Source organism: Glutamicibacter ardleyensis (assembly GCF_014644555.1).
In the GTDB taxonomy this organism is placed as follows: Bacteria; Actinomycetota; Actinomycetes; order Actinomycetales; family Micrococcaceae; genus Glutamicibacter; species Glutamicibacter bergerei.
The window spans coordinates 111,645-138,644 of the sequence record NZ_BMKX01000005.1; the positions used below are offsets into that span (position 1 = coordinate 111,645).

Annotated in this window: 20 protein-coding genes; 15 read left to right on the top strand and 5 right to left on the bottom strand. The window is 56.0% G+C overall.

All coding sequences use genetic code 11. The features are described from left to right. The first annotated feature begins 22 nt into the window (after positions 1 to 22). On the top strand, positions 23 to 3,358 hold the full coding sequence (cydC, locus tag IEX04_RS11005; protein WP_188685753.1) for a thiol reductant ABC exporter subunit CydC: 3,336 nt from the start codon (positions 23 to 25) through the stop codon (positions 3,356 to 3,358). Here the strand turns inward: cydC and IEX04_RS11010 are convergent. Next, positions 3,355 to 5,988: a DNA gyrase/topoisomerase IV subunit A gene (locus tag IEX04_RS11010; protein ID WP_188685755.1), complete on the bottom strand. Its 2,634-nt coding sequence runs from the start codon at positions 5,986 to 5,988 to the stop codon at positions 3,355 to 3,357. The two genes, cydC and IEX04_RS11010, sit on opposite strands and share 4 nt — an antisense overlap. A 100-nt stretch (positions 5,989 to 6,088) precedes the next feature. On the opposite strand from IEX04_RS11010, the gene IEX04_RS11015 reads away from it, so the two are divergent. From IEX04_RS11015 to IEX04_RS11025, 3 genes are read left to right on the top strand one after another with little or no spacing between them, the layout of a single operon-like run. Continuing rightward, positions 6,089 to 8,749 (top strand): bifunctional acetate--CoA ligase family protein/GNAT family N-acetyltransferase, encoded by a 2,661-nt coding sequence (locus tag IEX04_RS11015; RefSeq protein WP_188685757.1) that lies wholly within the window; start codon positions 6,089 to 6,091, stop codon positions 8,747 to 8,749. 52 nt (positions 8,750 to 8,801) lie between these two features. Further along, on the top strand, positions 8,802 to 9,386 hold the full coding sequence (locus tag IEX04_RS11020) for a DUF5998 family protein (protein WP_096254273.1): 585 nt from the start codon (positions 8,802 to 8,804) through the stop codon (positions 9,384 to 9,386). Positions 9,387 to 9,392: 6 nt separating this feature from the next. After that, a complete protein-coding gene (locus tag IEX04_RS11025; RefSeq protein WP_188685759.1) occupies positions 9,393 to 10,577 on the top strand; it encodes an alkaline phosphatase family protein in 1,185 nt (394 codons plus the stop codon). Positions 10,578 to 10,671: 94 nt separating this feature from the next. Here IEX04_RS11025 and sepH read toward each other — a convergent pair whose 3' ends face one another. Beyond that, entirely contained in the window at positions 10,672 to 11,724 is a 1,053-nt protein-coding gene (gene sepH, locus IEX04_RS11030; RefSeq protein ID WP_096254275.1) for a septation protein SepH, read from the bottom strand. 240 nt (positions 11,725 to 11,964) lie between these two features. Here sepH and IEX04_RS11035 point away from each other — a divergent pair, with 240 nt between their 5' ends. Further along, positions 11,965 to 12,267, top strand: a complete 303-nt coding sequence (locus IEX04_RS11035; protein WP_096254276.1) for a DUF4193 family protein — start codon at positions 11,965 to 11,967, stop codon at positions 12,265 to 12,267. A 56-nt stretch (positions 12,268 to 12,323) separates the two neighbouring features. On the opposite strand, the gene IEX04_RS11040 is transcribed toward IEX04_RS11035, so the two are convergent. Then, positions 12,324 to 12,878 carry a DUF3093 domain-containing protein gene (locus IEX04_RS11040; protein ID WP_188685761.1) on the bottom strand — a complete coding sequence of 185 codons (555 nt, stop codon included), beginning with the start codon at positions 12,876 to 12,878 and terminating at the stop codon, positions 12,324 to 12,326. A 133-nt stretch (positions 12,879 to 13,011) separates the two neighbouring features. On the opposite strand from IEX04_RS11040, the gene dut reads away from it, so the two are divergent. From dut to IEX04_RS11060, 4 genes are all read left to right on the top strand, one after another. Further along, on the top strand, positions 13,012 to 13,470 hold the full coding sequence (gene dut / locus IEX04_RS11045) for a dUTP diphosphatase (protein ID WP_096254278.1): 459 nt from the start codon (positions 13,012 to 13,014) through the stop codon (positions 13,468 to 13,470). A 38-nt stretch (positions 13,471 to 13,508) separates the two neighbouring features. Beyond that, on the top strand, positions 13,509 to 14,192 hold the full coding sequence (locus IEX04_RS11050) for a DUF3710 domain-containing protein (protein ID WP_096254279.1): 684 nt from the start codon (positions 13,509 to 13,511) through the stop codon (positions 14,190 to 14,192). Positions 14,193 to 14,196: 4 nt separating this feature from the next. After that, positions 14,197 to 14,571 carry a hypothetical protein gene (locus IEX04_RS11055; protein WP_188685763.1) on the top strand — a complete coding sequence of 125 codons (375 nt, stop codon included), beginning with the start codon at positions 14,197 to 14,199 and terminating at the stop codon, positions 14,569 to 14,571. Between the two features lie 63 nt (positions 14,572 to 14,634). After that, positions 14,635 to 15,324, top strand: a complete 690-nt coding sequence (locus tag IEX04_RS11060; RefSeq protein WP_188685765.1) for a DUF3159 domain-containing protein — start codon at positions 14,635 to 14,637, stop codon at positions 15,322 to 15,324. Here IEX04_RS11060 and IEX04_RS11065 read toward each other — a convergent pair. Together IEX04_RS11065 and IEX04_RS11070 are read right to left on the bottom strand one after the other, a co-directional pair. Then, positions 15,321 to 15,986 carry a potassium channel family protein gene (locus IEX04_RS11065; RefSeq protein ID WP_188685767.1) on the bottom strand — a complete coding sequence of 222 codons (666 nt, stop codon included), beginning with the start codon at positions 15,984 to 15,986 and terminating at the stop codon, positions 15,321 to 15,323. The two genes, IEX04_RS11060 and IEX04_RS11065, sit on opposite strands and share 4 nt — an antisense overlap. 19 nt (positions 15,987 to 16,005) lie before the next feature. Continuing rightward, positions 16,006 to 16,680: a potassium channel family protein gene (locus IEX04_RS11070; RefSeq protein ID WP_096254283.1), complete on the bottom strand. Its 675-nt coding sequence runs from the start codon at positions 16,678 to 16,680 to the stop codon at positions 16,006 to 16,008. A 145-nt stretch (positions 16,681 to 16,825) separates the two neighbouring features. Between IEX04_RS11070 and IEX04_RS11075 the strand changes: the two genes are divergently transcribed. The 6 genes from IEX04_RS11075 (at position 16,826) to IEX04_RS11100 (ending at position 26,971) form a co-directional block, all read left to right on the top strand. Further along, entirely contained in the window at positions 16,826 to 18,841 is a 2,016-nt protein-coding gene (locus IEX04_RS11075; RefSeq protein ID WP_170947714.1) for an amino acid permease, read from the top strand. A gap of 5 nt (positions 18,842 to 18,846) precedes the next feature. Next, the gene (locus IEX04_RS11080; protein ID WP_188685769.1) at positions 18,847 to 20,169 is read left to right on the top strand and encodes a class I SAM-dependent RNA methyltransferase; all 1,323 of its coding nucleotides are present in this window, start codon (positions 18,847 to 18,849) and stop codon (positions 20,167 to 20,169) included. Positions 20,170 to 20,359: 190 nt separating this feature from the next. Continuing rightward, positions 20,360 to 23,068 carry an aconitate hydratase AcnA gene (acnA, locus tag IEX04_RS11085; RefSeq protein WP_188685771.1) on the top strand — a complete coding sequence of 903 codons (2,709 nt, stop codon included), beginning with the start codon at positions 20,360 to 20,362 and terminating at the stop codon, positions 23,066 to 23,068. Positions 23,069 to 23,385: 317 nt separating this feature from the next. Further along, a complete protein-coding gene (locus IEX04_RS11090; protein WP_188685773.1) occupies positions 23,386 to 24,240 on the top strand; it encodes a phosphotransferase in 855 nt (284 codons plus the stop codon). Positions 24,241 to 24,419: 179 nt separating this feature from the next. Beyond that, entirely contained in the window at positions 24,420 to 26,387 is a 1,968-nt protein-coding gene (gene dxs / locus IEX04_RS11095) for a 1-deoxy-D-xylulose-5-phosphate synthase (protein WP_188685775.1), read from the top strand. After that, positions 26,384 to 26,971 carry a DUF402 domain-containing protein gene (locus IEX04_RS11100; protein ID WP_229677109.1) on the top strand — a complete coding sequence of 196 codons (588 nt, stop codon included), beginning with the start codon at positions 26,384 to 26,386 and terminating at the stop codon, positions 26,969 to 26,971. The genes dxs and IEX04_RS11100 overlap by 4 nt, the downstream gene beginning before the upstream one ends. Positions 26,972 to 27,000: the final 29 nt, after the last annotated feature.

The following is a 27,000-nucleotide window of genomic DNA, read 5'->3' on the forward strand; positions in this document are numbered from 1 at the left end:
GCCAGTCTGAAAGGTATAACAGATGTCTGCGCCACGCTTTTTGCCACGTGCTCTTCTCAAACGCCAACAAATCGCTTTCCTGGCGCTTTTTTCGGCTCTCAAATCCATCGGGTTAATTCTTGTAGCCTATGCGCTAGCTACATGGATTGCACAGATGTCGGTGGGTCAAGAATACTCACCGACGTTACTGTGGATGGCCTTGGGCGGGGCAGTGCTTCGTACGGTCGGGGTCTGGGCACTGAATGCTGGGGCTCGACGTGTAGGAGCCGGCGCTAAAGAAAAGATGCGTTCTAATCTTGTCGCCACCGTGGCGGCCCGTCCCGGAATCGTTGGACATCCGAGCCATGACCAGACGGTGGCGCAGACTGCCACACTTGCCAGCCACGGTGTGGAAAAGCTCGACGACTACTTCACCAAATTCATCCCAGCGCTCATTGGCGCCGCGCTAATCCCGTTGCTCTTAGGCATATATATTCTGAGCATTGACTGGCTCAGCGCGCTGATCTTGCTGTTGACGATTCCCCTGATACCGATATTCATGGCGCTCATTGGGATGCACACACAAGACACCATTGCACAGTCCCAAAACAAACTTGATGCGCTGGCTAATCAGCTCTTCGAACTTGCCCAAGGGCTACCCGCGTTGTTAGGACTAGGCCGAGCACAATCGCAGGGGCACGCCATCAGGCAGGTCAGCGAACGCTACCGGGTGGCGACCATGGCCAACCTGAAAACAGTATTCATGTCCAGCTTCTGGCTCGAGTTGATTTCTACGTTGTCCGTCGCAGTACTCGCGGTAGTAATCGGCGTGCGACTGGTCGGCGGGAATATGGATTTGGCCGCCGGACTGACTATCTTGATTCTTGCTCCGGAACTGTTCGTTGCGCTTCGCGAGGTGGGTTCGGCCTACCATGCGGCAGACGATGGGTTAGCAGCCTTTGCCCGGTACGAAAAACAGATCCAAGCGACACCCAAAAAGCAGCTACAAAAAGCAGTCTGCACGGCCCCCGCTGGGCATGTCCTAGAAATTGAAAACCTGAGCCTGCAATATCAGCACACAAACTATATTTATCAGGATTTCAATCTCACCTTGCAGGCCGGTGAACGAAAGATTCTGAGCAATGCCAGTGGTACCGGAAAAACGAGCCTACTGAAACTTATTGCCGAAACCCACACCAGTAACAATGAATTTGCCAGCGAGCTGGTTAGCGGCACAATTCACGTCTGCGCAGAACTCGCAATGATCAGTCAGCATCCCCGGTTCAATGAGGCGACCGGTGCCGCGCAACTCGCACAAGATGTTCCTCAGGCCTCCACCTCGTTCGTACAATCCATGGCGACTGAACTAAACCTCCTTGAGATGTTGCCACGGTCCATCGGGGAGTACTCGCCCGGTGAGCTACGCAGGTTAGAAGTTCTGCGTGCGCTAGTACGGGTACACAGCGTTCCCGAATGTAATCTCTTACTGGCAGATGAACCCACCGCTCATCTAGACGAAGACAATGCCGACAGTGTGCGGCGGCTGCTTACCGAAGTACCAGCGCGGTGCGCAATACTCATTGCCAGCCATGATCCGCTAATCGACCACAGCATTCCGCGGCAGAGCGTGCACGACGTTAGCTCCACAGCGGACATCACTAGCCAGCAATTCGCCGCTCCGACCGACGATGATTTGCAAGCTGCCGCACTCAATCCGCGTGATTGGAACCCACGCCGCGAGGTTGTTGGACGCTACACTTCGGCCCGCAAGGCCCTTTGCTACGGGGTGCTGGCCATACTCTGCGCGGTGGCGCTCGCCGGATTGAGCGGATGGTTGATCGTCGAGTCCAGCTACCAGCCTGCCATCTTGCATCTGACCGTTGCCTTCGTGATGGTTCGAACTCTAGGTATCGGCCGAGCGGTCTTTAGATACCTGGAACAACTGGCCATCCACGACGCAGTACTCAGCTACGCCGGAGCTCTGCGTGAAAAATTGTGGAATGCCATGGTCGCTAACCCCACGCAATGGGGAGTGATGAGCCGGTCCTCACTGGTTCTGCGCTACCTGCTGGCCGAAGTTGATGAGCTACGAGACGGCATCGCCCGGGTACTCTTTCCACCCCTGCAGGCAACGTTGGTCTGGGTTACCGCCACCGTGGTGCTGTATCTCATTCAGACAGAATTCGGATACCTCGCCCTGACCGCAGGGCTACTATTGCTTTTCCCCGTCCGGTGGCTGGTGAAAACCGTGGAGGGACGCCACCTGGCTATGCAACTGCAGCATCGCTTACAGGTGAACCAACTGGTTCTCTCGATCTTGCGACATAAAGAAGCCCTACGCGCCTTCGAAGCGTTGGACAGGCTGCTACACAAGCTCACCGGAGCCGAGCAACACAACACCGAACGAATTCGACGCCACGCCTATGGGCAGGGCACCGCGCCGGCCCTAGCAACATTGATAACAGTCCTGCTGTCGGTGGTCCTAGTTCTAGTCTCAGACGTAAGCGCTTCGTACACGGCCCTGGCGGTCTTATTGGCTCTCTCCCTAGGCGAGCCGGCGTCCAACGCCCTGAACGCGGTTCAACAAGGTCGGGCGCTGAACGAGCTGACCGGGCAACTCGCCCGTAGGGGGATCGACCAACCCGAACAACTTACCGAAGCCGCTAACAACGACGAGCCAAATTTCACCGTCCACGGGTATCGGCTCAAGGATTTAGCACTAGGCTACGTACCGGGTGTCGCGGTGCTCTCCGGTCTGGATGCCGAGATTCGGCCCGGTCAATGGACCGCACTGACCGGATCCTCGGGGTCGGGAAAATCAACACTCATGACAGCACTGCTTGGCGCGCTACCTGCCAGCGCCGGAACGCTAGAGGCAATTGACGAGCACGGGAACTACCGGCCAATGCGACAAGGTTCCATTGGCTCGGTTGCCTGGTGTCCACAAGAGGCGCACCTCTTTGACTCGACACTGCGTCGAAACCTCAACCTTGCGGTGCCCACCGACCTGGCAGCCTCTGATGAACAGCTCATCGAAGTGTTGCACCATGTAGGGCTTGGTCGCTGGTATGCCGATGAACCCGATGGATTAGATACCCGCATCGGTAGCGGGGGACACCGGCTTTCCGGAGGACAACGCTGCAAACTGGCGGTGGCTCGCGCTCTAATTGGGGGACACCACACGATCCTGCTCGATGAACCCACCGCACACCTCGGCGTGGATGAAAGCACAGAGCTAATCCACACGCTCCGTGCAGCGCTCGCCGGTCGGACGGTCGTACTGATCACCCATGACACGAGACTTGCACAAATGTGTGAGGGTTCGATCAATTTGACCGAACCCTCACACCAGCTGACTAACTTATTGCCAAGGAGTTAGAGCAGTACACCGCCGTCAGAGAACGGCAACGTGTCCTCACCGGGATGCAGCTCAGGCTTTGCGCGCGGCTTAGTCACTGGTGCGACGCTAGGGCTAGGTGGGGTTGGTTCCTCGGGCAGGCCTTGGGCCGCAGCGCCGGCGACTGGTGATTGGCGAACAAGGGTGCCACCAAGAATGTTGATCGTTTGCGCCAACGGGGCACCGGTCCCGTCTCGCTTGGCGAACTCGGTGGGCAAGGCACGAACCACCCCGGCGGTTGAGCTTGCGCGGGCTGGACCATGGCCGGCGTAACCCAATACCAAGTAGTCCTCGCCCTTGGCGAAGCGGTGTGCCCTGACGCCTGCGGTAGCACGCCCCTTGGCCGGGAACTCGCTAAAGAGACTGATCTTCACCGACTGGCCAGAAGTGCCGGGTAAGGTTTGTGAGCCGGCCGCGATGGTGGCCACCACGGCGTCATCATTTGCCTCGCCCACCACACCGAAGTGAATGACCTGATCCTCTGCGGAGAGTTTGATGCCCGCCATACCCGACGCGGTGCGTCCCTGCGGGCGAACTGCACTGGTAGCAAAACGTAGAAGTTGTGCCTGCCGGGTGACAAAAACCAGCTCATCATTGTCACCGGCTGGTGCTGCAGCAACGACCGAATCGCCCTCCTTCAACGTGATGACCTCAAATTCATCGCGGTTCAGCGGATAGTCCGGAGTAACTCGCTTGACCACACCGTTCTTAGTGCCCAAGGCGAAGACTTGATTCAATGGCAGCAACGCCACCACTCGTTCACGCTTTTCGAGTTTGAGGAACTCATCAACCGGAACACCATTTGCCAGCTGCGGGAATCCATGAGTTTCGGGCAGCACGGGGACATCGATCAAGGAGATTCGAATCATTCGCCCATGAGTCGTCAACGCACCAATTTCACCGCGTGCGGTGGAAGGCACTTGTGATGAAAGTACGTCATGTTTGATTCGGGCGGAGGCGAAGTCAAGGGGTGCTCGGTCATGGGTGCGGGCGATTTGCCCGGTAGCCGAGAGCAAAACGAAGCAAGGAGAATCTGAGACTTCCAAAGCGAGCTTCGCTGTTTTCCCGGTGCCTACCGCCTCTGGAAGAGCGGTGCCCTTCAACGGTTCCAAGGCGGAGGACTTGTTCAGCTTGGTACGTCGTGGAGTGCCGAAGGTCTCTGCTATCTGGCCGAGTTCCTCGGAGACAAGCGCTCGCAGGATCTTGTCGTCGCCCAGAATTTTACGTAATTCTTCGATTTCGGCGCGTAGCTGTTCGGCTTCGGCCTCTAGCTCGATGCGTGAGTATTTAGTTAGTTGACGCAGACGCAGTTCAAGGATGTGGCTTGCTTGGGGCTCGCTTAGATCAAAGACTGTCATCAGTCGTTCACGGGCTTCGGCGGTCTGCTCTGAGGAGCGGATAATCGCGATCACGTCATCAATATCGACAATCGCAACCAGCAAACCTTCAACCAGGTGCAAACGATCTTCGCGTTTAGCCAGGCGGTGCGCGGTACGTCGGCGCACCACGTCGATGCGGTGATCTACATATACGCTCAACAATTCGCGCAGACCCAAGGTGCGTGGCTGCCCCTCAACCAACGTCACATTGTTGATGCCGAAGGAGTCTTCCAGTGGCGTGTATTTGTACAAAGCCGCCAACACGGCGTTCGGATTAAAACCGTTCTTCAACTCAATAACGAGTTTTAGTCCGTGATGACGATCGGTGAGGTCAACGACGTCGGAGACGCCGACAATTTTCTTGTTGTTAACGCCGTCTTTGATCTTTTCAATGACCTTCTCCGGGCCCACCGTGTACGGCAGTTCGGTGAAGACCAATGCTGACTTGCGTGCGGAAATCTGTTCCAAGGCAACGGTGGCACGGGTACGGAACGCGCCACGGCCGGTACGGTAGGCATCCTTCACCCCGTCGAGCCCCACGATCGTTCCGCCGGAGGGCAGATCCGGGCCTGGAACGATTTTCATGAGTTCTTCGACCGTAGCATCCGGATTTTCGATCAAATGCTGAGTTGCCGCAATCACTTCACCCAGATTATGCGGTGCCATATTTGTGGCCATGCCCACCGCGATACCGGTAGTGCCGTTGACCAAAAGGTTCGGGAATGCGGCGGGAAGCACCTCGGGCTGCATGAACTGATTGTCATAGTTCGGGACGAAGTTCACCACGTCTTCGTCGAGGTTGGCGGTCATGGCTACCGCGGAAGCAGCCAGTCGGGCCTCGGTATAACGTGCCGCTGCCGGGCCATCATCAAGGGAGCCGAAATTTCCGTGGCCGTCAATCAGTGGCAAACGCAGTGAAAAGTCTTGGGACAGTCGGACCATGGCATCATAGATCGCAGTGTCGCCGTGTGGGTGTAGTTTACCCATCACTTCACCGACCACGCGAGCGGACTTTACATGGCCTTTTTCTGGGCGCAAACCCATTTGAGACATTTGGAAAAGTATCCGTCGTTGCACCGGCTTCAAACCATCTCGGGCATCAGGGAGCGCGCGTGAGTAGATCACCGAGTAGGCGTACTCCAAGAAGGAGGATTCCATTTCGCTGGTGACATCAATATCGACGATGTTCTCGACGAAATCCTCTGGGATCTCAGGGGTTTTTTTGCGAGCCATTACTCTGTCTACGCCCTTCATCTGCTGCTTCACGGCCTAAAATGTTCTACTTTCGTGTTGCGTCTGGGCGCAAACACGAAAGCGCGACTATTCTAAGCCTATGGTGGATCGTAAACTTTCAGCGGCATATCCAGCCCACTGGGAAGCAGATGTTGTTCTTCGCGATGGCACGACCGCGCATCTAAGGCCAATTACGCCCAAAGATGCTCAAGCCTTGCAAGAAATGCATAAACAGCAATCTGAAACTTCGGTTTACCTACGCTATTTTACGTACAAGTCATCGCTGACTCCTAAAGAACTCGACCGCTTCACCAATGTAGATCATCACAACCGGGTGGCGTTTACCGTGGTTCGCGGTTCAAAAATCATCGGGGTTGGCCGTTATGACCGTTTGGATGATCCCACCGAAGCCGAAGTGGCGTTTAACGTTTCTGACGAATATCAAGGCACTGGTATTGGATCCATCCTGCTCGAACACCTTGCGGCAGCAGGGCGTGAAAACGGCATAGAGAAATTTACAGCTGAGATTTTGCCGGAAAATCGAAAGATGCTCACTGTTTTCTCAGATGCAGGTTACGCCGTGGCACGGCACTTTGAAGATGGCGTAATCATGCTTGAATTCCCCATCAACCCCACCGATAAATCTCGTGAAGTGACCGAAGCCCGCGAACACCGTGCCGAAGCAAGTAGTGTGGCAGCGATTCTGGCACCCACTGCGGTCGCTGTCATTGGTGCTAGCCGGTCTTGGGGGAGTATTGGGCACGATGTGCTTGATCGACTGGTCGAAGGCCGTTTCTCTGGAACCGTCTATGCGGTAAATGAGCAGGCCTTCGAAGTGGGCGGCTTGACCAGCTACGGAAAAATTACCGAGGTGCCCGGCCCGGTAGATCTGGCTATTATTTGTGTGCCTCGCGAACGTGTACTGGAAACCATTACGGAGTGCGGCGCCCACGGAGTTAAAAGCCTGATTATTATGACTGCCGGCTACGAATCGGTGGAGGGACTCCTGGCGCAACGCGAACTTGTGGCTCTGGCCCGCGCCAATGGCATGCGTGTGGTCGGTCCTGCCTCATTGGGCGTGCTGAACACAGACCCGGCTATCCGGCTCAACGCCTCGCTGGCTAGGGAATTACCAATTGCTGGCAAGGTTGGCCTGTTTAGCCAGTCGGCTGCCATGGGCATCGTCCTGCAAGGCGCGGCAATGCAACGAGGGGTGGGCCAGAGCAGCGCCATCTCGGCCGGCCTACGCGCAGATGTATCTGGCAATGATGCGATGCAGTATTTTGAAGATGACGAACGAACCGCGGTACTCGCCATGCATCTTGAGTCTTTCGGTAATCCACGTAAATTCTCGCGCATCGCTCGCCGTCTGGCACGCAGCAAGCCCGTGATCGTGGCGAAATCAGATCTACTCGGGCGCCGACTTCCACCGGGGCATTCGGTACGTTTAGGCGAAGCTCCGCCTGAGGCGTTGAACGCGATGCTCCGCCAATCCGGGGTAATTCGAGTCAGATCTATCGAAGAGTTGATGGACGTCGCTTCGTTGCTCTCCGTTTTCCCTGCTCCGGCCGGACCGCAAGTTGCGGTGCTCTCCAACTCTTTGACGTTAGCTGAAGTCGTTTGTGATGTCAGCGAAGGACGGAATTTGTTCGCTACCGCGCAACGAGAAGAGCTTGATTATTCGCAGGGGCAATCGCGCTCCACGGCGATACTACGAGCCCGGGTCAGGGATCTGGTTCAGGACCCGCAGGTGCACGCCGTGGTGGTGGCCCATTTGCCGGATCTGGGCATGGACGTCAAGTCGGTCATTAAAGTGCTCTCCGAATTTAGCGGACAAGACAAACCAGTTATTGCATTGATGACTGGACTGACCGATGCGAAGTTCCGCGAGGGGGTACATCATTCAATTCCCGTGTTTACCTCGCCGACCGAAACGATTGGTGCTCTGGCTAAGGCCTACGGTTACAGCCAGTGGATGAACATCCCTTACGAACCCTTACCTGAATTTTCGGACGTTGATGCGTCCGCCGCCCACGAATACTTGGAAGAGTTAGTCAACGGCATTTCTGGGACCGAACTTCAAGAACTTACTCATAAACAGTCAGCCAAACTCCTCGGGTTTTATGGCATCAAGGTTTTTGACTCGAAGGTAGTCAACAGCGCGCAAGAGGCTGTGGCTGCGGCAAATCGACTTGGCTGGCCAGTGGCGCTCAAAGCTAATGACCCGGATCTGCGCCAGCGCCTAGACCTTGGAGGGGTGCGTCTAAATATTCCTGACGCGCAGAGTTTAGAAGCTAACTTCGAACATATGAGCATGTTGATGGCCGAATACAACGTTCACTCCCTCGAAGTGCAAACTATGGCACCGGCAGGACAAGCGTGCGTGATCAAGGCGGTCGAAGATCCGCTCCTTGGACCGGTGATTTCCTTTGGCCTGAGTGGAGATCCCGTCAATCTGCTTAATGACTGGTCTCATGCCGTGGCGCCGCTGACCATCGAGGATCTTGATACCTTAATCCGCCGGCCGCGTAGCAGTGTGCGCCTTTTCGGATATCAGGGCTTGCCTGCAGTGGATCTGACGTCGTTGAAAGACTTCATTGCACGTGTCTCGCTACTCAAAGATCACCATCCCTCGATCACCATTATGAGCTTCACTCCGGTGAGTGTGGCCCAGGAATCATTGAGTGTGTTGGGTGTCAGCATAAAAATAGGTGATGCCGAACAGCGCACCGACAGTGTCAGGCGAGCGCTGCGAAGTTGAGCTGAGGGCTGGCTTGGATGATTTGGTCGGTAGTACTCGGTAGAATTGGGTTATGAACTCACCAACGTATTCCACTACCGCTGGTGCTGAATTGCAGCACGATCTGGTCAGGGCAGGTTTTTACCCGCAGATGGTGCAGGATGTCTTAGCTGAAGCGATGATGTCCCAACCGGTACTTGACCACTATGTTCATCTTGAGACACACTTTGATCACAACGAAGTGCATCGCCATATTACGGTGATGGTGCTCAGTGAAAAAGTTCTTTACATCATCCACGTTGATGATCAGCAACTTGATGATCACGGTAAAGACGTCATGGCTCAGGTTTCGACCGAAATGATCGCATTGCACCGAATTGCGTCAGTGGCTACCAACTATGTGTATCACCAGCCACAGCACTACCGCACCGGTGATGAAGTGCGAGAATTGACGTTTGGAATGTCTTGGAATGGCACTCGTCGCATTGATTTGGAACCTGCCTCTTGTGCAGATCCGCAATGTGACGCGGACCATGGACTGAGCGGAACCGCGCAGCCAGAGGACCTGGTAATTCGCGTGAGCGCTGAAGCCGACGGACAACGTGCAGTAAATAAAGCGCGTGAGTTCGCGGTCCGTCTTCGCCACGAAACTATCTGACTAGCTATGAGCCAAGAAATCAGCAATCCGACGTTGCCGACGCCGCCGCAAGCCCTGCCGGTTGCTCCGGCTTACGGGCAGTCAACGTTATCGGAGATTCTTCCGTCGGCTGCCACGGCACTCGGCGTTCCCGGGTATCTGAACCCGTTAGGGCTACAAACCACTAAACGGGTTGCCTTGATCATGGTTGATGGCTTGGGCTGGAATCAATTCAAATCTCATATCGCCCATGCGCCATTTTTACGTTCGCTCTTTGAACGGGCACAAAAATTAGGTACTGGTTTTCCTTCGACCACTGCGACAAGTTTGAGTAGCTTGGCGATCGGCGTGACGCCGGGGGAGCATGGCATGCTTGGCTACGATGTCGTCGATCCTGAGCGCCGCCGCGTTGTCAACCAGTTGGGTGGGTGGCCTGCAGATCTGAGCCCCGATGGTTGGCAAACCCTTCCCACGATCTTTGAGGCAACGCGTAACCACGGAATTCATGTGGCCTCTGTATCCTTACCATTGTTCGAAAAGTCGGCATTAACTCGTGCCTCTTTGCGTGGACCAAAATTTTTCGCCGCCAGGCAGACCAGTGCGCGGGCCAGAGCCACCCACGAGATTTTTGCCAAGAATCGTAATGCTCTGGTGTACACGTACTTCAACGAGCTGGACAAGGCTGGCCATAAGTTTGGCGTGGACTCTAGCCAGTGGCGAGATTCCCTCGAAGAAATCGACTACGTCATTAAAACGTTAGTTTCCCGTTTGCCTGAGGAAACCACGGTACTCATCACCGGCGACCACGGAATGGTGGATGTTCCCAGTTCGCAGCGCATTGACTATAGCCTGGAACCGGAACTTATAGATGGTGTAGAACTGACCAGTGGTGAACCACGTGGTGTGCAGCTGAGCTTTGCAGCTGAGACTAGCGCGACCCAGCGCCAGCACGTGCGTGAGGCGTGGCAGCGTGCGTACGGCGCTAAAGCTTGGGTGCTCAGTCGTGAGGAAGCGATTGATCTAGGCTACTTCGGTAAAATTTCAGAAGAACACGCAGCACGCTTGGGTGACCTGATGATTCTGGCTGCCGAGCCAATTGCATTTTATGATGGCCGCAGAGTCTCTCCCACAGCTTTTGAGATGGTCGGCCAACATGGTTCGTTGACAGCAGGGGAACGATTTGTGCCGTTATTTACGCTCCGCACTAAATAATTTACTTGCGTGCTAATGCGCACACATTAAACGTGAGAGGCACCGTGCAAAGAATATTTGCACGGTGCCTCTCACTTTTCGCGGATCCGACTATTTAAGAATCGGTGTCCTTTTTACGCTTTCCAAACATAATGTCATCCCAGCTGGGAACAGAAGACCGCTTTGGTTTGCGCGGAGCGTTCTCCTCCGCTGAAGCGCCATCGTCATGGGTGGCATCTTCAGAATCTTCCTTATCGGTGACTACTACCAGCTGTGAGGTCCTTGAAGACACACCCTGTGATAGATGAGGGAATGAATCTTCCTCATCATTGTCATACTTACTCATGCTGCGTTCAATGATTTCGTTCAACCGGTCATCCTTTGCGGGATCCCCGGGAGCTCGCTGACCGCGACGTGCGTTGAGTAGGCTGACAAGTTCCTCGGAGTCGTTGTTCTCCGCGGCCGGAGCCGGGGCTGAGGGAGCCTCAGCTTGTCCTACGGCTGCGATCGGTCGAAAGTACTCAGGTGCCTGCTGCTCGCTCAAGGTTTGCGCCCAGCGGTTCAGGTTCTTCAAAGATTTACGCGAGGGAGTGAAAGCCCACTTTGCGATATTTTCTTTGTCCTCGTTCGAACCGTTGTCCAATGACTCAACATTTTCAGAGTGTAACGGTGAGTCAAACTGGACCGTGACAATCCACTGCCCTTCTGGATCTTTCCAAGAATTCCAGCGAGCGTGCTCGGCATCAATGTTCAACTGGTGCAGACGATGCACCACCATTGTTCCAAGATCCGCTGGCTCTTCACCGAAGACCTCTCGGTATTCGGCGTCGGTTTGTGGTCCTGAGACCTCAACGCGACGAGCTAACTCTGCGATATGCTCGCGTTCTGCGAGAACGGGGCCCTCATACTTGATGATTTGCTCTACCGGAACATCCCACTCAAGTGAAAGATCATAGGCAGACGCACCGGCACGTACACGCGCCTGAATCTCACGTGGCGAATGAACCGAAGCCTCATCTCGGTTCCGTGGCGCCCGCGAGCGGGCGATTTCGGCCATTGCACTGCGCAGCGCATCGTCGACAGGAAGTTCAAAACTCATCCCATCGTCGCTGCTGACCTGCAGGCTGGAACCATTTTCATGAATTCCTACCAGTCTCAGCTGACGCATTACTACCCTCCACACGGTCTATTTCCTGAGTAAAACTCTGCCACTGATGGGCTCAATTTCCTACCACCGCCCCGGGTGTGGCGCAAGATTCGTCTCAAGTTCATATCACTTTGGGCCTCTCGTGTCACCGGAGGGAATGTTGTGCCCTGTTAAACGTTATACTTTTAGGCCGGTACCGTTGTTTGCCAACAGGCTTCCGGTAGCGAGCATTTCGCCAGAAGAAAAGAGTTAAAAACGATTATGGTCAACAAAAACGTTGCTTCACGCGAGACCAGTCAAGACCGGTCCCGTGCCGAGCAGTTGGCCGCGGCAAAAAAATTAGGCACCGCTGCAAGCGCGAACCTGATCGATGAGAATGAAGCAGAACTTGCCGAAGCCTTCATCCTGCCAGGTGGAGAAGCCGGTCAGGATGAAGCCAATGTTGACATCGTTCCGGAGCAAGCCGACGAATTCACTTGTGCCTCATGCTTCATGGTGCGTCACCGTTCCCAGCTGGCGCGTGAAGAGCAGGGGCAAAAATATTGCACCGAGTGCGAAGGATAACTTCGCAAGACTCGATGCAATATGTGTGCCATAAGAACGTCTGAATTACTTAGACGCTAGTCTTCTCTTGGTTTTTCCGCCGGTGCTTCACCCTGTTCTTCAGCGTGGTGAGATGCAGACTCTCGCTGGCCTTCTTCGGTGTATTCATACATCACACCGTTGAGGGCCGCGGTCAGCTCTTCTGGACGACGTGTAGAGGTAATCCAGTATGGTGTCTCATCGCGTGGATCAGTCACCTCGATGCAAACCACCGCATCCAGCCATCCGCGCAGGTTCATAAAGGCTAGACCGTGGAGCTTCTGGCCACGCTGTTTGAATGCCTCTTCGCCGCGGTAGCCGACCGCTTCGCCAACAAATTTACGCTCGATGGTCGCGCGACCTACGGTGAGGTTTTCTGCGGTGACTTCCAAGGTGGGAACCTTGAGCAAGAAGATGACCACGATGGCGACTAGGACAATCAGTCCGGTGGCGATACCCCACGGGACACTGATCGGTGCGATAGCAACACCCGCGGTGATGGCGATCAATAAAGGCCAAATCCATGTGCCGGCCGATGGCCATAGCTTTTCACGGAATAAAACATTTGAACCCTCTGGGCTGGGAGTACTCATACCCTCCAGTTTAGGCACTATTTCGCTGGCTATGAACCGCCGAGAAATCTGACGGACACGTTGAACTGCTCGCGATAGAGTTGGGCAGGTAGAAAATGACCACACAATCTCCTCGGGGGAATAAGCAAAACCTATGAACGAGCCCACGATTTCAGTAAAGATCAAGATGCTGGACCCAGACTTGCCGGTGCCAAGCTACGCGCACCCCTCTGACGCCGGAGCTGACCTGCATGCTCGCGAATCGGCAGTGCTCCAACCAGGTGAGCGGGCCTTGATCCGCACCGGTCTGGCGATCGCACTTCCGCACGGTTACGTGGGTCTAGTTCATCCACGAAGTGGCTTGGCGGCCAAACATGGAATTACAGTGGTCAATGCACCGGGTACCGTAGATGCAGGTTACCGAGGCGAGATTATGGTCACACTATTAAATACGGATAACACCAACGCATTTGAAGTGAAGCGCGGGGATCGAATCGCGCAGCTCGTCATCCAGAAAGTAGAACTTGCCCAATTCGAGCAAGTCCAGACACTGGATGACACCGCTCGCGGAACCGGCGGCTTTGGATCAACCGGCGGATTTACCGCGAACTAAGTACTCTTGAGGTATAGAGCGCAAAATTTAAGGACATCATGATTTTCAAGCGTAAGAAGTCGGAAGCAACGCCGGTCGAAGAGCCAACCGCTGCACCAAGCTCCTCGGAGCCTGAGACTAGTGCCGGGCCCTTCGACATAAGTGACGTGCCGGATACCGACAGCTACCTCGATTTCGGTTCAATTCTAGTTAAGCCGATTCCAGGTATGAAGGTACGCATGGATATCGAGCAGGCGAATCAGCGAGTTGTTGCTGTCTCACTTGAAATCGCCGAATCACGCGTTCAGCTGATGGCCTTTGCCTCGTCAAAGTCGGAGTCACTGTGGCCCGGGATCCGCGAGAAAATCACCGGCGATATTCGCGAACAGAATGGAGAAATTTTCTCCCGCGAAGGCGAACATGGTGAAGAACTGCTAGCCAAGGTTCCACAGCAGCTTCCAGATGGCCGGGCCGGACACGTAGCCTTGCGCTTCGTCGGTGTTGATGGTCCGCGCTGGTTCCTGCGCGCCGTGGTTGGCGGGGCCGCCATCGGGGACGAGACAGCCACCGAGGTCATCGATGACCTTCTGCGCAGCGTCGTGGTCAATCGTGGCGACAAGCCTCTGCCTCCGGCCGAGCTTCTACCGTTGAACGTGCCAAGTAACGCCAATACGCGTGTCGAAACTCCTTCGCCGGAAATCACCCGCCCGGAACGTGGCCCCGAAATAACTCAGATCGGCTAAGGACATGTCCTGCGAGCCTGCACCCTTATCGGCGCAGCTTGATGGCAGAGAATCAAGGCCAGCTCATCGGCATCTTGACTCGTTGTCCGAGCTGCCCGACAAGGGCCGAATCGAGCACATCGGGTATATCCAATCGGTCAGCTACTCGGCGCCGAATACTCCACCACGGCTGACGGCCGTGGTGGTTGATCAGTTAGCTGCAGCTACTGGGCGACAGCGCACCGTAGCGCACGTGAAATTGCTCTTCATGGGTCAAAAACAGGTACCTGGAATCAAGCCCGGAGTGAAAATCAAATATGCGGGCATGGTGGCCCCAGTCGATCAGGTCCCCAGTATTTTTAATCCCCGGTATCTGATCGTTCCGGTAAGCCACGGGTAGTAGTGACGTCCAAAATAGTCGGGCAGCAGGTCTTGACGACCAACCGAGGCAGAAGTGAGAACAATGAATAACGAAGAACAGCCAAGTGAGCCACAAGCTCCCAAGGAGAACTCGCTAGCTTCCAGCCTCGGCCAGAACGCAAAGCTATCGCAGAACGCGGACGGCGGGATCGATGTCATCGCCAGCGTTGGTGGCATGCGCGGAATTCTTGAGACGGTAATTCCGGGCTTCGTGTTTGTGATGGTCTATGCGTTGAGCCGCGAATTGTCGTGGGCGCTGGTCGCGTCGATCGGGCTTGGCGTGATCTTTATGATCGTGCGGCTGATTAATAAGTCGACACTGGTGCAGGCGGCCAGTGGGCTGATCGGCATCCTGATCTGTGCCTTTGCTGCCCGGTCCAGTGGTGAAGCCAAAGATTATTATGTTCCAGGCTTCTTCATCGGTGCCGGATACCTGATGGCCCTTGTCATCTCGATTCTCATCAAATGGCCGTTGGCCGGAGTGCTGTTCGGTTTCATTCGCAACGAAGGAACCGAATGGCGACAGCAACCGGGCAGGTTACGCCGCTATGCGATCGCCACCTGGATCATCATCGCGGTCTTTATCGCGCGATTGGCAGTCCAACTGCCGATGTACTTTGCCGACAACGTGGTGGCCTTGGGCCTGGCTCGCGCACTGATGGGTGTGCCGCTGTACGCTGCCGGACTGTGGTTCGCTTGGCTGGTCTCTCGCCCGGCCATTGAGAAGTCCTAGCGCTTTATCCCGCGCAACGTAGTACGCAAGGACGCTTCGGCTTCGGGTGTGGTGATGAAGAAGATTTCATCCCCGCCCTCGATGACATCATCATCGCTGGGTGGGAAGGGTGCCTTGTCTCGCACAATCGCCACAATCGTGGTGTCGTGTGGCCAGGTCACGCGGCCTAAGGTGCGCCCGATCAACTCGGAGTCATGCGGTACGGTGAACTCCGCCATATGAACCTCGCCGCTTTTGAGCGTCAGTAGCCGAACCAGGTCGCCCACCTCGACGGCTTCTTCGACCAGTGCAGTCATCAATCGCGGGGTGCTGACGGCGACATCGACACCCCAAGCATCATCAAACATCCACTCATTTTTTGGGTGGTTCACTCGTCCCACGGTACGGCGGACACCAAATTCACTTTTCGCCAACAGTGAGACGACCAAATTGACCTTGTCATCACCCGTGGCAGAGACAACTACATCAAATTCTTCGAGCTTGGCGCGTTGTAATACCGCCAGTTCGCAAGCATCCCCAATGAGCCACTGGACATTGTCCAAATCTGCGCGTTCAGCCATTTCGGCTTTCTGATCAACGATCAGTACCTGATGAGAATTCAAAACCAGCTCGCGGGCAATCGAGCTGCCCACCGACCCGGCACCGGCAATCATAACTTTCACGTGGATTAGCTCTCTAGTCTTAGTCGCTGACGGCGACCGGTGCGTTGGCAAGGATTTTTTCGACGTCTTTACTTTGGTCCAGATTCATCATCACGTGCACCAAATCGCCGCCCTGCAGCCGGGTGCGGCTTTGCGGAATGGTCCCTTCGCCGAAGCGAGTCAGGTAAGCCACACGGACCCCGGCAGCTTCCTCGACTTCTTTGACTAGGTGGCCATACCAGTCGCGATGCAAGGCGACCTCGGTCAGCATCAGTCGTCCCGATGGTTCGCGGTAATCTCCGCGCATCGAGTAGTCCGGCAGGATGCGACGCAATACTTGGTCGGTGCTCCAACGCACCGCAGCGACCGTGGGAATTCCCAGTCTTTGATAAATTTCTGCACGTCCGGGATCGTAGATACGTGCCACAACGTGGGGTACGTGGTAACTTTCACGGGCCACGCGGGTGGCTAGAATGTTGGAATTATCACCGCTGGAAACCGCTGCAAAGGCATAAGCTTCCTCAATTTTGGCTTCAACTAGGGTGTCTCGGTCAAAGCCGAGGCCAATAACCTTGCTGCCGGAAAACTCTTGTCCTAGACGGCGAAAAGCCTCGGGGTCTTGATCGATGACGGCCACCGAATGCCCGGCTCCGTCTAGCGTATGAGCCAGCGCAACGCCTACGCGTCCGCATCCCATGATCACAAAGTGCGCCACCGCCAACTCCTTGCTTTCGTGCCACCAGTAAAACTTGCTTGTGTTGCTCAATGTACAGCTCCGAAAGCAACAATAGCCTCCGGTGCGAAGCACATCATTGACCCAACGCTACTGTCTAGGCTGTGCCCTGAGATAACGTTATCTCGTGCCTGCTTTATTTGATGGTCTCAAAAGGATCCTCGTGGGCCGACCGTTTAGCACTGAACAGCTTAAACGTAAACCGGTCCCACCTAAGATCGCCTTGCCGATCTTCTCTTCCAGCGCGCTGTCATCCTTGGCATACGCGCCCGACGAAATTTTGTTGACCCTCGCCATGGCCGGAATCGCCGCCACGATGCTTTCACCAGCCGTGGGCGTTGCGGTACTCGTGGTGCTTCTGGTGCTGGTGCTCTCCTACCGCCAGTCGGTAGAGGCCTACCCATCGGGTGGGGGAGACTATGAGATTGTCCGTAAGAACTTGGGCCCACGCTCGGGAACCACCGTGGCTTCGGCGCTCCTGGTCGACTTCGTGTTGACGGTCGCGGTGTCAAGCTCTTCTGCGGCGCAGTACCTGTCGGGCGTTTTCCCGGCCCTAGGGGAGCACCGGGCCGCGGTCGCCTCAGCCATTGTTGCTTTCCTCGTAGTTGCGAACTTGCGGGGACGCGGCCAAGGACGCTGGTCTCTAGCCATTCCGGTGTATCTATTTGTCGGCGGCATGCTGATGATGATCGCCGTAGGTGCCGTGCTGGCCTTCACCGGAAACTTAGGGTTGGCCCCTAGCGCCGAATTTACAATCATCCCGGAACAAGAATTTGCCACCGGTATGCATGGAGTCGTTGGGGCATTACTGATCTTGCGCGCGTTCTCCACCGGGTCGGCGGCGCTGACCGGAATCGAAGTACCGATCTCCAACGTTCACTACCTAAGCAAACCGCGTGCCAAAAATGCGGGACGCATTCTGTTAGCCATGGGACTACTGTCCGGAGTGCTCACCCTAGGCACGTTGATGCTGGCGCGCGCTACAGGCATCAAGGTCGTCGCTGATCCGCAGACCTCGCTGATGCTTAATGGCGAACCCATCTCAGAGGCCTATGTGCAAATACCGGTGCTGGGTCAGCTGGCCCAGGCTGTTTTTGGGAATTTCTTCCTCGGCACCGTGGTGGTCTCGATTCTGACCATCGCGGTGTTGTTGCTCGCCGGGAACCAAGCATTTAACTCTTTCCCAAACCTCGCCAGTCATCTAGCCTCCGATGGCTACCTGCCGCGCCAGCTTCGGACCCGCGGTGATCGCCTAGGATTTTCCAACGGCATTTTATCTCTGGGTCTTGCTGCCATTGTTTTGATCCTGTTGTTCAACGGCGACGTGACGATCCTGGTGCAGCTTTATGTGGTCGGAGTGTTTGTTTCCTTCACGCTGAGCCAGTTGGGCATGCTCAAACACTGGTCGCGGGTGCTAGTGACGGTGACCGACCGGAAGATCCGGGCGGCGAAGCGTCGCAAGCGTCTGTTGAATCTGATCGGCTTGATTTTGTCACTGCTGGTTTTGGTGGTTGTGTTGGCCACCCGTTTTGTTCACGGAGCATGGCTTGCGGTGTTAGGCATCGTAGCGCTGACGTTGATCATGGAATCTTTGCAACGTCATTACCAGCAGGTCGACAGCGAGCTGTCGATTGATGATGAACACTCGGCCACCGCGCTGCCGGCGAGAGTCCACGCATTGGTACTCGTGTCCACGGTACGTAAACCGGTGCTACGCGCCCTGGCTTTCGCACGAGCGTCGCGACCATCAAAATTGGAAGCGATCATCGTAGATATCGAAGCGGAGAAAACCGCGCGTACCTTGGCTACCTGGGATCGACTGCAAATCCCGGTTCCGATCACCGCGCTGGCCTCTCCATACCGCGATATTGCCGGACCCTTGATCGAACATATTCGGTCGATTAGGCGGGAGTCGCCAAGAGATCTCATCGTGGTTTACATTCCCGAATACGTGGTCGGCCACTGGTGGGAGCAACTGGTGCACAACCAGACGGCCCAACGGGTCAAAAACCGACTGCACTACGAACCTGGAGTGCTCATCGCCTCGGTGCCTTGGCGCCTGCTGAGCTCTTCCGACGCACTACTCGGTGCCCCGACCGAGGAATCCTCGGCACACCGAAACACCTCACCTCACGAAGGATGATACTTATGAACGCTCCCGAAACCTTAGAGCTACGCCTTGGATCGATTGCCCACGGTGGACACACCGTGGCACGACATGAAGGTCGAGTAATTTTCGTCCGCCATGGGATTCCCGGCGAACTGGTCAACGTGGTGTTGACCGATGCCGGCGAAACCGCCAAATTTTGGCGTGCAGATGTCGTTGAGGTACTCGAAGCCAGCGAACATCGAGTGCCTCATATCTGGGACCAGGCCGATGCACTGACTCACCGCGACCCGGTGGGCGGAGCAGAATTTGGCCATATTAGTCTGGATTACCAGCGCGTGCTCAAGGCGCAGGTGGCCGCGGAGCAGCTGACTCGTCTGGGTGGGCTGAAAGCCGAAGACTACAATTTCCCTGCGGTGCAGGCAGTACCGGGAAACGCGGACGGCCTTGGCTGGCGTACCCGGATGTCCTACTCGGTGACCGAGAGTGGCCACTTGGCCATGAGCGGTTTTCGCAGCAATGAACTGACCGAGATTACCCAGATGCCTTTGGCGCATCCTGGGATCGAGGCCATTGGGTTGTACTCGGTGGACTTTAGCGGAATCGATCGGGTGGAAGTCGCGGTATCAAGCCGGGACGATTCCACGGTGCTCGTGCTGCTTTCAGAAGTTCTCCCAGGCGCTGCCTTGCGTGTGGCGAAGCAACTTCCAGAGGGCGTCAATCTTGCCGTCTTTAGCCAAATGGGTGGTTCCGCGGCCGACGGCAAAGGCGAGCTTGAGGTTATCACCGGCAATGGCTGGCTCACTGAGCAGGTGTTGGGCAATTTCTTCCGCATTACCGGTGAAGGTTTCTGGCAGGTGCACCGCAGCGCCGCAACGCTTTTGACCGAGCGCGTCATGGATCTTACAGCCCCAGAATCTGGCGAAGTCATTGCCGACCTATACGCCGGCGCGGGACTTTTCTCCTTACCGCTGGCCGAAGCAGTGGGACCACAGGGGCGAGTTTTTAGCATCGAAGGTGCACCGGGAACTCACGAGGATGCGAAGAGAAATCTAGCTCAGACCCCACAGGTTACCGTGACACGCGGCCGGGTAGAGCGCTTGATGCGCCAGCTGGCTCGCGAGGCTCAGCTGGACGCAGTGGTCTTGGATCCACCGCGCACCGGTTTGGATAAGCAGTCAGCAGCGGAATTGGCTACTAGTGGTGTTCCACGCATTTGTTACGTCTCGTGTGACCCGGCAGCTTTTGCCCGAGATACGGCTCGTTTGATGGCTCGCGGCTACGAATTAGATCACATGGAGATTCACGATTTATACCCGCATACTCACCATATGGAGTCGATTGGTCTGTTCGTCCGCCGTTAGACCATGATTTTAAGCGCTTGAACCACAAATTAAGCGTAAAATTTCTGCGGATCCGGCATTTTCTCCCAGTTGCGGATAGACTGGGGTTAGCTCTGCAGCAATACAAATATGACATTCTCAGTTAGGAGCGCCTAACTGGAATTATGTATGAGCATGCATAAAGAATGAGTGTCTGGCGAGAGGAGTCCCAATGAGTAAAGTGGACAGTTTCGGTGCCAAGGGCGTACTTGACGTCAAGGGAACCGAATATGAAATTTACCGACTGAATAAGGTCGAAGGCTCGGAAAGCCTTCCCTACAGCTTGAAGGTTCTACTTGAGAACCTGCTTCGCACTGAAGATGGTGCGAACATCACCGCAGACCACGTAAAGGCCGTAGGCCAGTGGGATGCATCGGCTCAGCCGAACACCGAGATCCAGTTCACCCCAGCCCGCGTGCTGATGCAGGACTTCACCGGTGTGCCTTGCATCGTTGACCTTGCAACCATGCGCGAGGCAGTTCAGGAACTCGGTGGAGATCCTACCCGCGTGAACCCACTGGCACCTGCTGAAATGGTCATCGACCACTCCGTGCAGATCGATACCTTTGGTTTCGCAGGCGCCGTCGAGCGCAACATGGAAATCGAATACCAGCGCAATGGTGAGCGTTACCAGTTCCTGCGCTGGGGCCAGACCGCATTTGACGACTTCAAGGTCGTCCCGCCAGGCACCGGCATTGTGCACCAGGTCAACATCGAGTTCCTGGCTCGCACCGTGATGACCCGCGAAGTTGACGGCGTGCTGCGCGCATACCCAGATACTTGTGTCGGCACCGACTCGCACACCACCATGGTTAACGGTATGGGCGTGCTGGGCTGGGGCGTTGGTGGCATTGAGGCCGAGGCAGCGATGCTCGGCCAGCCTGTCTCCATGCTGATCCCACGCGTTGTTGGCTTCAAGCTTGCTGGCTCGATCCCAGCCGGCGCGACCGCAACCGACGTGGTGCTGACCATCACCGAAACGCTGCGTAAGCACGGCGTTGTGGGCAAGTTCGTTGAGTTCTACGGTGAAGGCGTGGCAGCTGTGCCATTGGCTAACCGTGCAACCATCGGCAACATGTCCCCAGAGTTCGGCTCCACCGCCGCAATGTTCCCAATTGACGACGTCACCTTGGATTACCTGCGCCTCACGGGCCGCAGCCAGGAGAACGTGGACCTCGTTGAGGCTTACGCCAAGGAACAGGGCATGTGGCACGATCCAAGCCGCGAGATCCGTTTCTCGGAATACCTCGAGCTGGATCTGTCCACCGTCGTTCCATCGATTGCCGGCCCGAAGCGTCCACAGGACCGCATCGAGCTGTCTTCGTCGAAGGAACAGTTCCGCAAGGACATCCACAACTACGTATCGAACGCCGAAGACACCCAGGGTGTTGGACGTCCGTCGACCGCAGTTGAGGTCACCAAGGAAGATGGCCAGAAGTTCACCATCGACCACGGTTTGGTTTCGATCGCTTCGATCACCTCGTGCACCAACACCTCGAACCCTTCGGTCATGCTTGCCGCTGCAGTACTTGCACGCAACGCCGCCGACAAGGGCCTGTCCTCCAAGCCATGGGTCAAGACTTCGGTCGCCCCAGGCTCGAAGGTTGTCACCGAGTACTACGAGAAGTCCGGCCTGATGCCATACCTAGAGAAGCTTGGCTTCTTCGTGGTTGGTTACGGTTGCGCTACTTGCATTGGTAACTCCGGTCCATTGGATGCCGAGATCTCCGAGGCAATCAACACCAACGACCTCGCAGCCACCGCAGTTCTTTCGGGTAACCGTAACTTCGAAGGCCGCATCAACCCAGACGTCAAGATGAACTACCTGGCTTCCCCGCCACTAGTTATCGCTTACGCACTGGCCGGCACCATGGACTTCGACTTCGAAACCGATTCCCTGGGCAAGGACAACGAGGGCAACGACGTCTTCCTGAAGGACATCTGGCCATCGCCTGTTGAGGTTCAGGAAATCATTGATTCCTCGATCGACGAAGGCATGTTCGCTAAGGGTTACGAAGGCGTCTTCGAAGGTGACGATCGCTGGAAGGCACTTGACACCCCAGAAGGCTCGACCTTCAAGTGGGACGAGAAGTCGACCTACGCACGTAAGGCACCTTACTTCGACGGCATGACCGCCGAACCAGCACCGGTTGAGGATATCTCCGCTGCTCGCGTTCTGCTCAAGCTTGGCGATTCGGTCACCACCGACCACATCTCACCTGCAGGTTCGTTCAAGTCGGAAACCCCGGCTGGTCAGTACCTGATCGCAAACGGTGTGGATCGCAAGGACTTCAACTCCTACGGCTCACGCCGTGGTAACCACGAAGTCATGATCCGCGGTACCTTCGCGAACATCCGTATCAAGAACCAGCTGCTGGACGGCGTCGAGGGTGGCTTCACCCGCGACTTCACCCAGGATGGCGCTCCACAGTCGTACGTGTACGACGCTGCGGAGAACTACAAGGCTGCCGGCACCCCGCTGGTCGTTCTTGGTGGTAAGGAATACGGTTCGGGCTCCTCGCGTGACTGGGCCGCCAAGGGCACCGCACTGCTGGGTGTCAAGGCCGTCATCACCGAGTCCTTCGAGCGTATCCACCGCTCGAACCTGATCGGTATGGGCGTTCTGCCACTGCAGTTCCCACAGGGCGAGTCCGCTGATTCGCTGGGTCTAACCGGTACCGAGAGCTTCTCGATCGCCGGCGTGACCGAGCTGAACAACGGCACCACCCCGAAGACCCTGAAGGTGACCGCTACCGCCGAAGACGGCAAGGTCACCGAGTTCGATGCGGATCTGCGTATCGACACCCCAGGCGAAGCAGACTACTACCGTAACGGTGGCATCCTGCAGTACGTCCTGCGTCAGATCGCAGCTTCTAACTAAGGTTTTGACCACTAGTTAGTTTCAGCTTCTGGAACAAGCCGAAGGCCTCAAAGCGCAAGCTTTGAGGCCTTCGGTCGGTTAACTAGGGCTCATACTTAGACTGAACTCTCGCGATCTTTGGGCAGCTCAAGCGGTGTTCGAAGAAGCGGGGAAACGTGCGCTCAGAAGCGTCAGTGCATCTGTCTACCCATAAGATTCAGCGTCCGTTACCTTCTGGCAGCGACTAGATTTCCACCTTGAGTGAATCACTGCGAAAGACTACAAACGGCTAAAATTCTCCTTAGTATGAACTGTGAACCGTACAAGGAGCATGGAACATGAGTAACGTCTGGCACGAGGAACTGCTCAACGAAGACCAAGCTGCACAAATTGAAGAATGGCTTACCGATCCACAAATTGTCGCAGATCTTTCGTGGGGCCTGACTGACACCAAGGTTCTTCAGCTTTGGTCGGGTGGACAGCAATATATCCTTAAAACGGCTGACGCGAAGAATCATCACATGCAACGCGAATTTGTGGCTCACGCGAGGTTTACAAGGCCACTGGTTGAGCTCGGAGTAACTGCACGGGCACGCTTTGTGGATGAATCCTTGCGGTTATTGGTGATGGACTATCTGCCTGGGTACTTATGCGACCATTCACCGGCCGAATTGGATCCAGAGATCCACGTTCAGGCCGGACGTGCGTTGCGGCTTATCCACGATCACTTCTCGTACAACGACGAAAACTACGAGAAAAAGTTCATTCGCAAATGCCTTAACTGGCTATCGGCTGACCATCGAATCAATCCGCACGTCGTAGCGCGCGCGGGCACTGCACTGAGTGAATATCGCACCGAAGCTTCACTGTTAGTACCGACCCATGGTGATTGGCAGCCACGCAACTGGATAATTAATGGGGACAGACTCCACGTTATTGATTTTGGGCGTTTCGATTTTCGTCCTGCGTCGAGCGATCTGAATCGGCTAGCTGTCCAACAATGGAAAGACGCGCCGGAATTGGAATCCGCGTTCTTTGAAGGATATGGAGATGATCCTCGAGATTCCAGAACTTGGCCGATCATCTCGCTACGCGAAGCAATAGGCACCGCGGTCTGGGCCTATCAAGTAGGAGACACCGACTTTGAAGCGCAGGGGCACCAGATGTTGCGCGATGCGCTAGAACTCTTCTGAGAAATCAACAAGAACAGCGCCCTGCGGGAAAATACGGTGACAGTAGCCAAGGTCATTGCCGGGAAATTCGCACCATATCCAAACGTGACGGATAATGGAAAGAGTCCTGCGAAAGCTATAATTAGTGTTTCGCATGGATTGACCGGTCCGTAATGGGCGAACATGTAAAGGGGATGACAGTGTCTTTATTGGAGACCATCAATAAGCCTAGCGATCTGCGGGCTCTCACCCTAGAACAATTGGAAGATCTCGCAGGAGAAATCCGCGCCTTCCTCATTGCCAACGTTGCGCGTACCGGTGGCCATCTCGGCCCAAACTTGGGCGTCGTTGAATTGACGCTGGGCATCCACCGCGTCTTTGATTCACCGACCGACTCCATCGTTTTTGACACCGGACACCAGTCCTACGTACACAAGCTGCTCACCGGGCGAAAAGATTTCACCACGCTGCGCCAACAAGGCGGCCTGGCCGGATATCCGGACCGTGGCGAGTCCGAGCATGACATCGTCGAGTCCTCGCACGCCTCCGCCTCCCTGTCCTGGGTTGATGGCATCTCGCGGGCCAACAAACTTCGTAAGCAGACCGAGCGCTACGCCATCGCGCTAGTCGGCGACGGTGCGCTGACCGGCGGCATGGCTTGGGAAGCGGTCAACAATATTGCCGCTGACAAAGACCGCAAAGCAATTATTGTCGTCAATGACAACGGGCGTTCCTACGCGCCGACCATTGGCGGGCTAGCCAACCAGCTCTCCGGGTTGCGCCAGCAACTAGACAAGTTCCGCACCCACCCTTCCTACGAAGACGCCATGAGCAAGCTCAAGGGCAAGCTCAAAGACTCGGGCGCCGTAGGAACCTTCGCCTACAAATCCCTGCACGCCACCAAAAAGGGAATCAAAGATTGGTGGGCGCCTCAGGGATTGTTCGAGGACCTCGGACTGAAATATATTGGCCCGATCGACGGTCACAACCAGCGTGCCGTCGAAGAAGCCCTGCTGCAAGCCAAGCAGTTCGGCGGTCCAGTGCTGGTTCATGCGATGACTGAAAAAGGTCACGGCTACGCTCCGGCCATCGCAGACGTGGCAGACCAGTTCCACGCGGTTGGCGTGATCGACCCGGAGACCGGCGTTCCGGTTGCCAGCGGGGGAGCAAAGAGCTGGACCAGCGTCTTCGGTGATGAAATTGCTTTGGTCGCCGACGAACGTGATGACATTGTCGCAATCACCGGTGCCATGCTGCAGCCGGTGGGCCTAAAGAAAATGGCCAACAAATACCCAGAGCGCGTCATCGACGTAGGTATTGCCGAGCAGCACGCGATGACAGCCGCAGCGGGTTTGGCCTTCGGTGGCCTCCACCCAGTCGTCTGCGTCTACGCGACCTTCCTGAATCGCGCCTTTGACCAGCTGCTGATGGACGTTGCCCTGCACAAGGCCGGCGTCACCATCGTGCTAGACCGTGCTGGTGTCACCGGTCCAGATGGCCCCAGCCACCACGGCATGTGGGATATGGCTTTGACACAGATTGTGCCGAATCTTCATCTGGCAGCACCGCGCGATGCCTCACGCTTGCGTGAAGAACTGCGCGAAGCACTGGCCATCGACGATGCACCGAGCGTGGTGCGCTTCTCTAAGGGGTCGGTCGGTGAAGAAGTTGAGGCGATTGATCGGTTGCCTGACGGAGTTGACGTGCTCGCTCGCCTCGGAGATCGGGCCGCCCCGGACGTGCTGATCGTTTCGGTAGGAGCCATGAGCGAACTATCACTGGATGTGGCACATAGGCTCAACAGCCAAGGCATCTCGGTGAGCGTCGTTGACCCGCGCTGGGTACTGCCGGTTCCCGCCTCAGTCGTCTCTCTTGCCGCTCGCCACCGCATCGTGGTCTGTATCGAAGATGGCGTGCGCGCCGGGGGCGTCGGTTCCCGCTTGCGCACCGAAATGCGGGCAGCCGGAGTAGATACCGCACTTAACGAAGTCGGTTTACCTACAGAATTCTTGGCCCACGGAACCCGCGCTCAGGTACTTGAACGGGTGGGACTCACCGCTCAACAGGTGGCTCGGGACACCATGGCCCAGGTTCTTGGAACCAAGGTGCCGTTCGCGCGTCCGCTGCCCGGACAAGATTTACCAACTGGTCAGATTCCCAAGCTGTGAGCGCATCAATGCCGTTTCCCATCGGATTGACTCGCACCCCGGAATCGGTGCGTTTCGGCTCGCTCATTGTCAGCCGTGCCTGGAAATACGATGGCACACCGCATTGGGTGGTCCCCGGTTTTTATCTCGGCGCCGATGAACATGGTCATTGGCTGCACCAACCGGCGGGTTCCTTGGTAGCACGTCCCGGAACCGCACATTTGGCGTTGACCGATGCGCTGTGTCTCATCCCGCATCACGGTTTTTGGGTCGCTACGCTTTACTCCGATGCAGCCGACGATTTTGACGTCTATATCGATTTGGCCACCTCGATTGGATGGCATCCGCTGCGCCGTGGGGGATGGGAAGTAAATTCCGTCGATATGGATCTCGACGTCATTCGTTCACGTACCCGAGGCACCTTTTTAGACGATGAAGATGAGTTTGAAGAGCACGCGTTGAAGATGAACTACCCCGAAGAACTACAGCGTCAGATGCGCGAGACCAGCACGTCACTCATGGCCCAGGTAGCAGAGAACCTGCCACCCTTCACGCACTCACACCGACAGCTTTGGCTGGCAAAGGTCGCGGAACTTCCACGCTGAGCCCAGCATTATCACCACTACTAAGGACA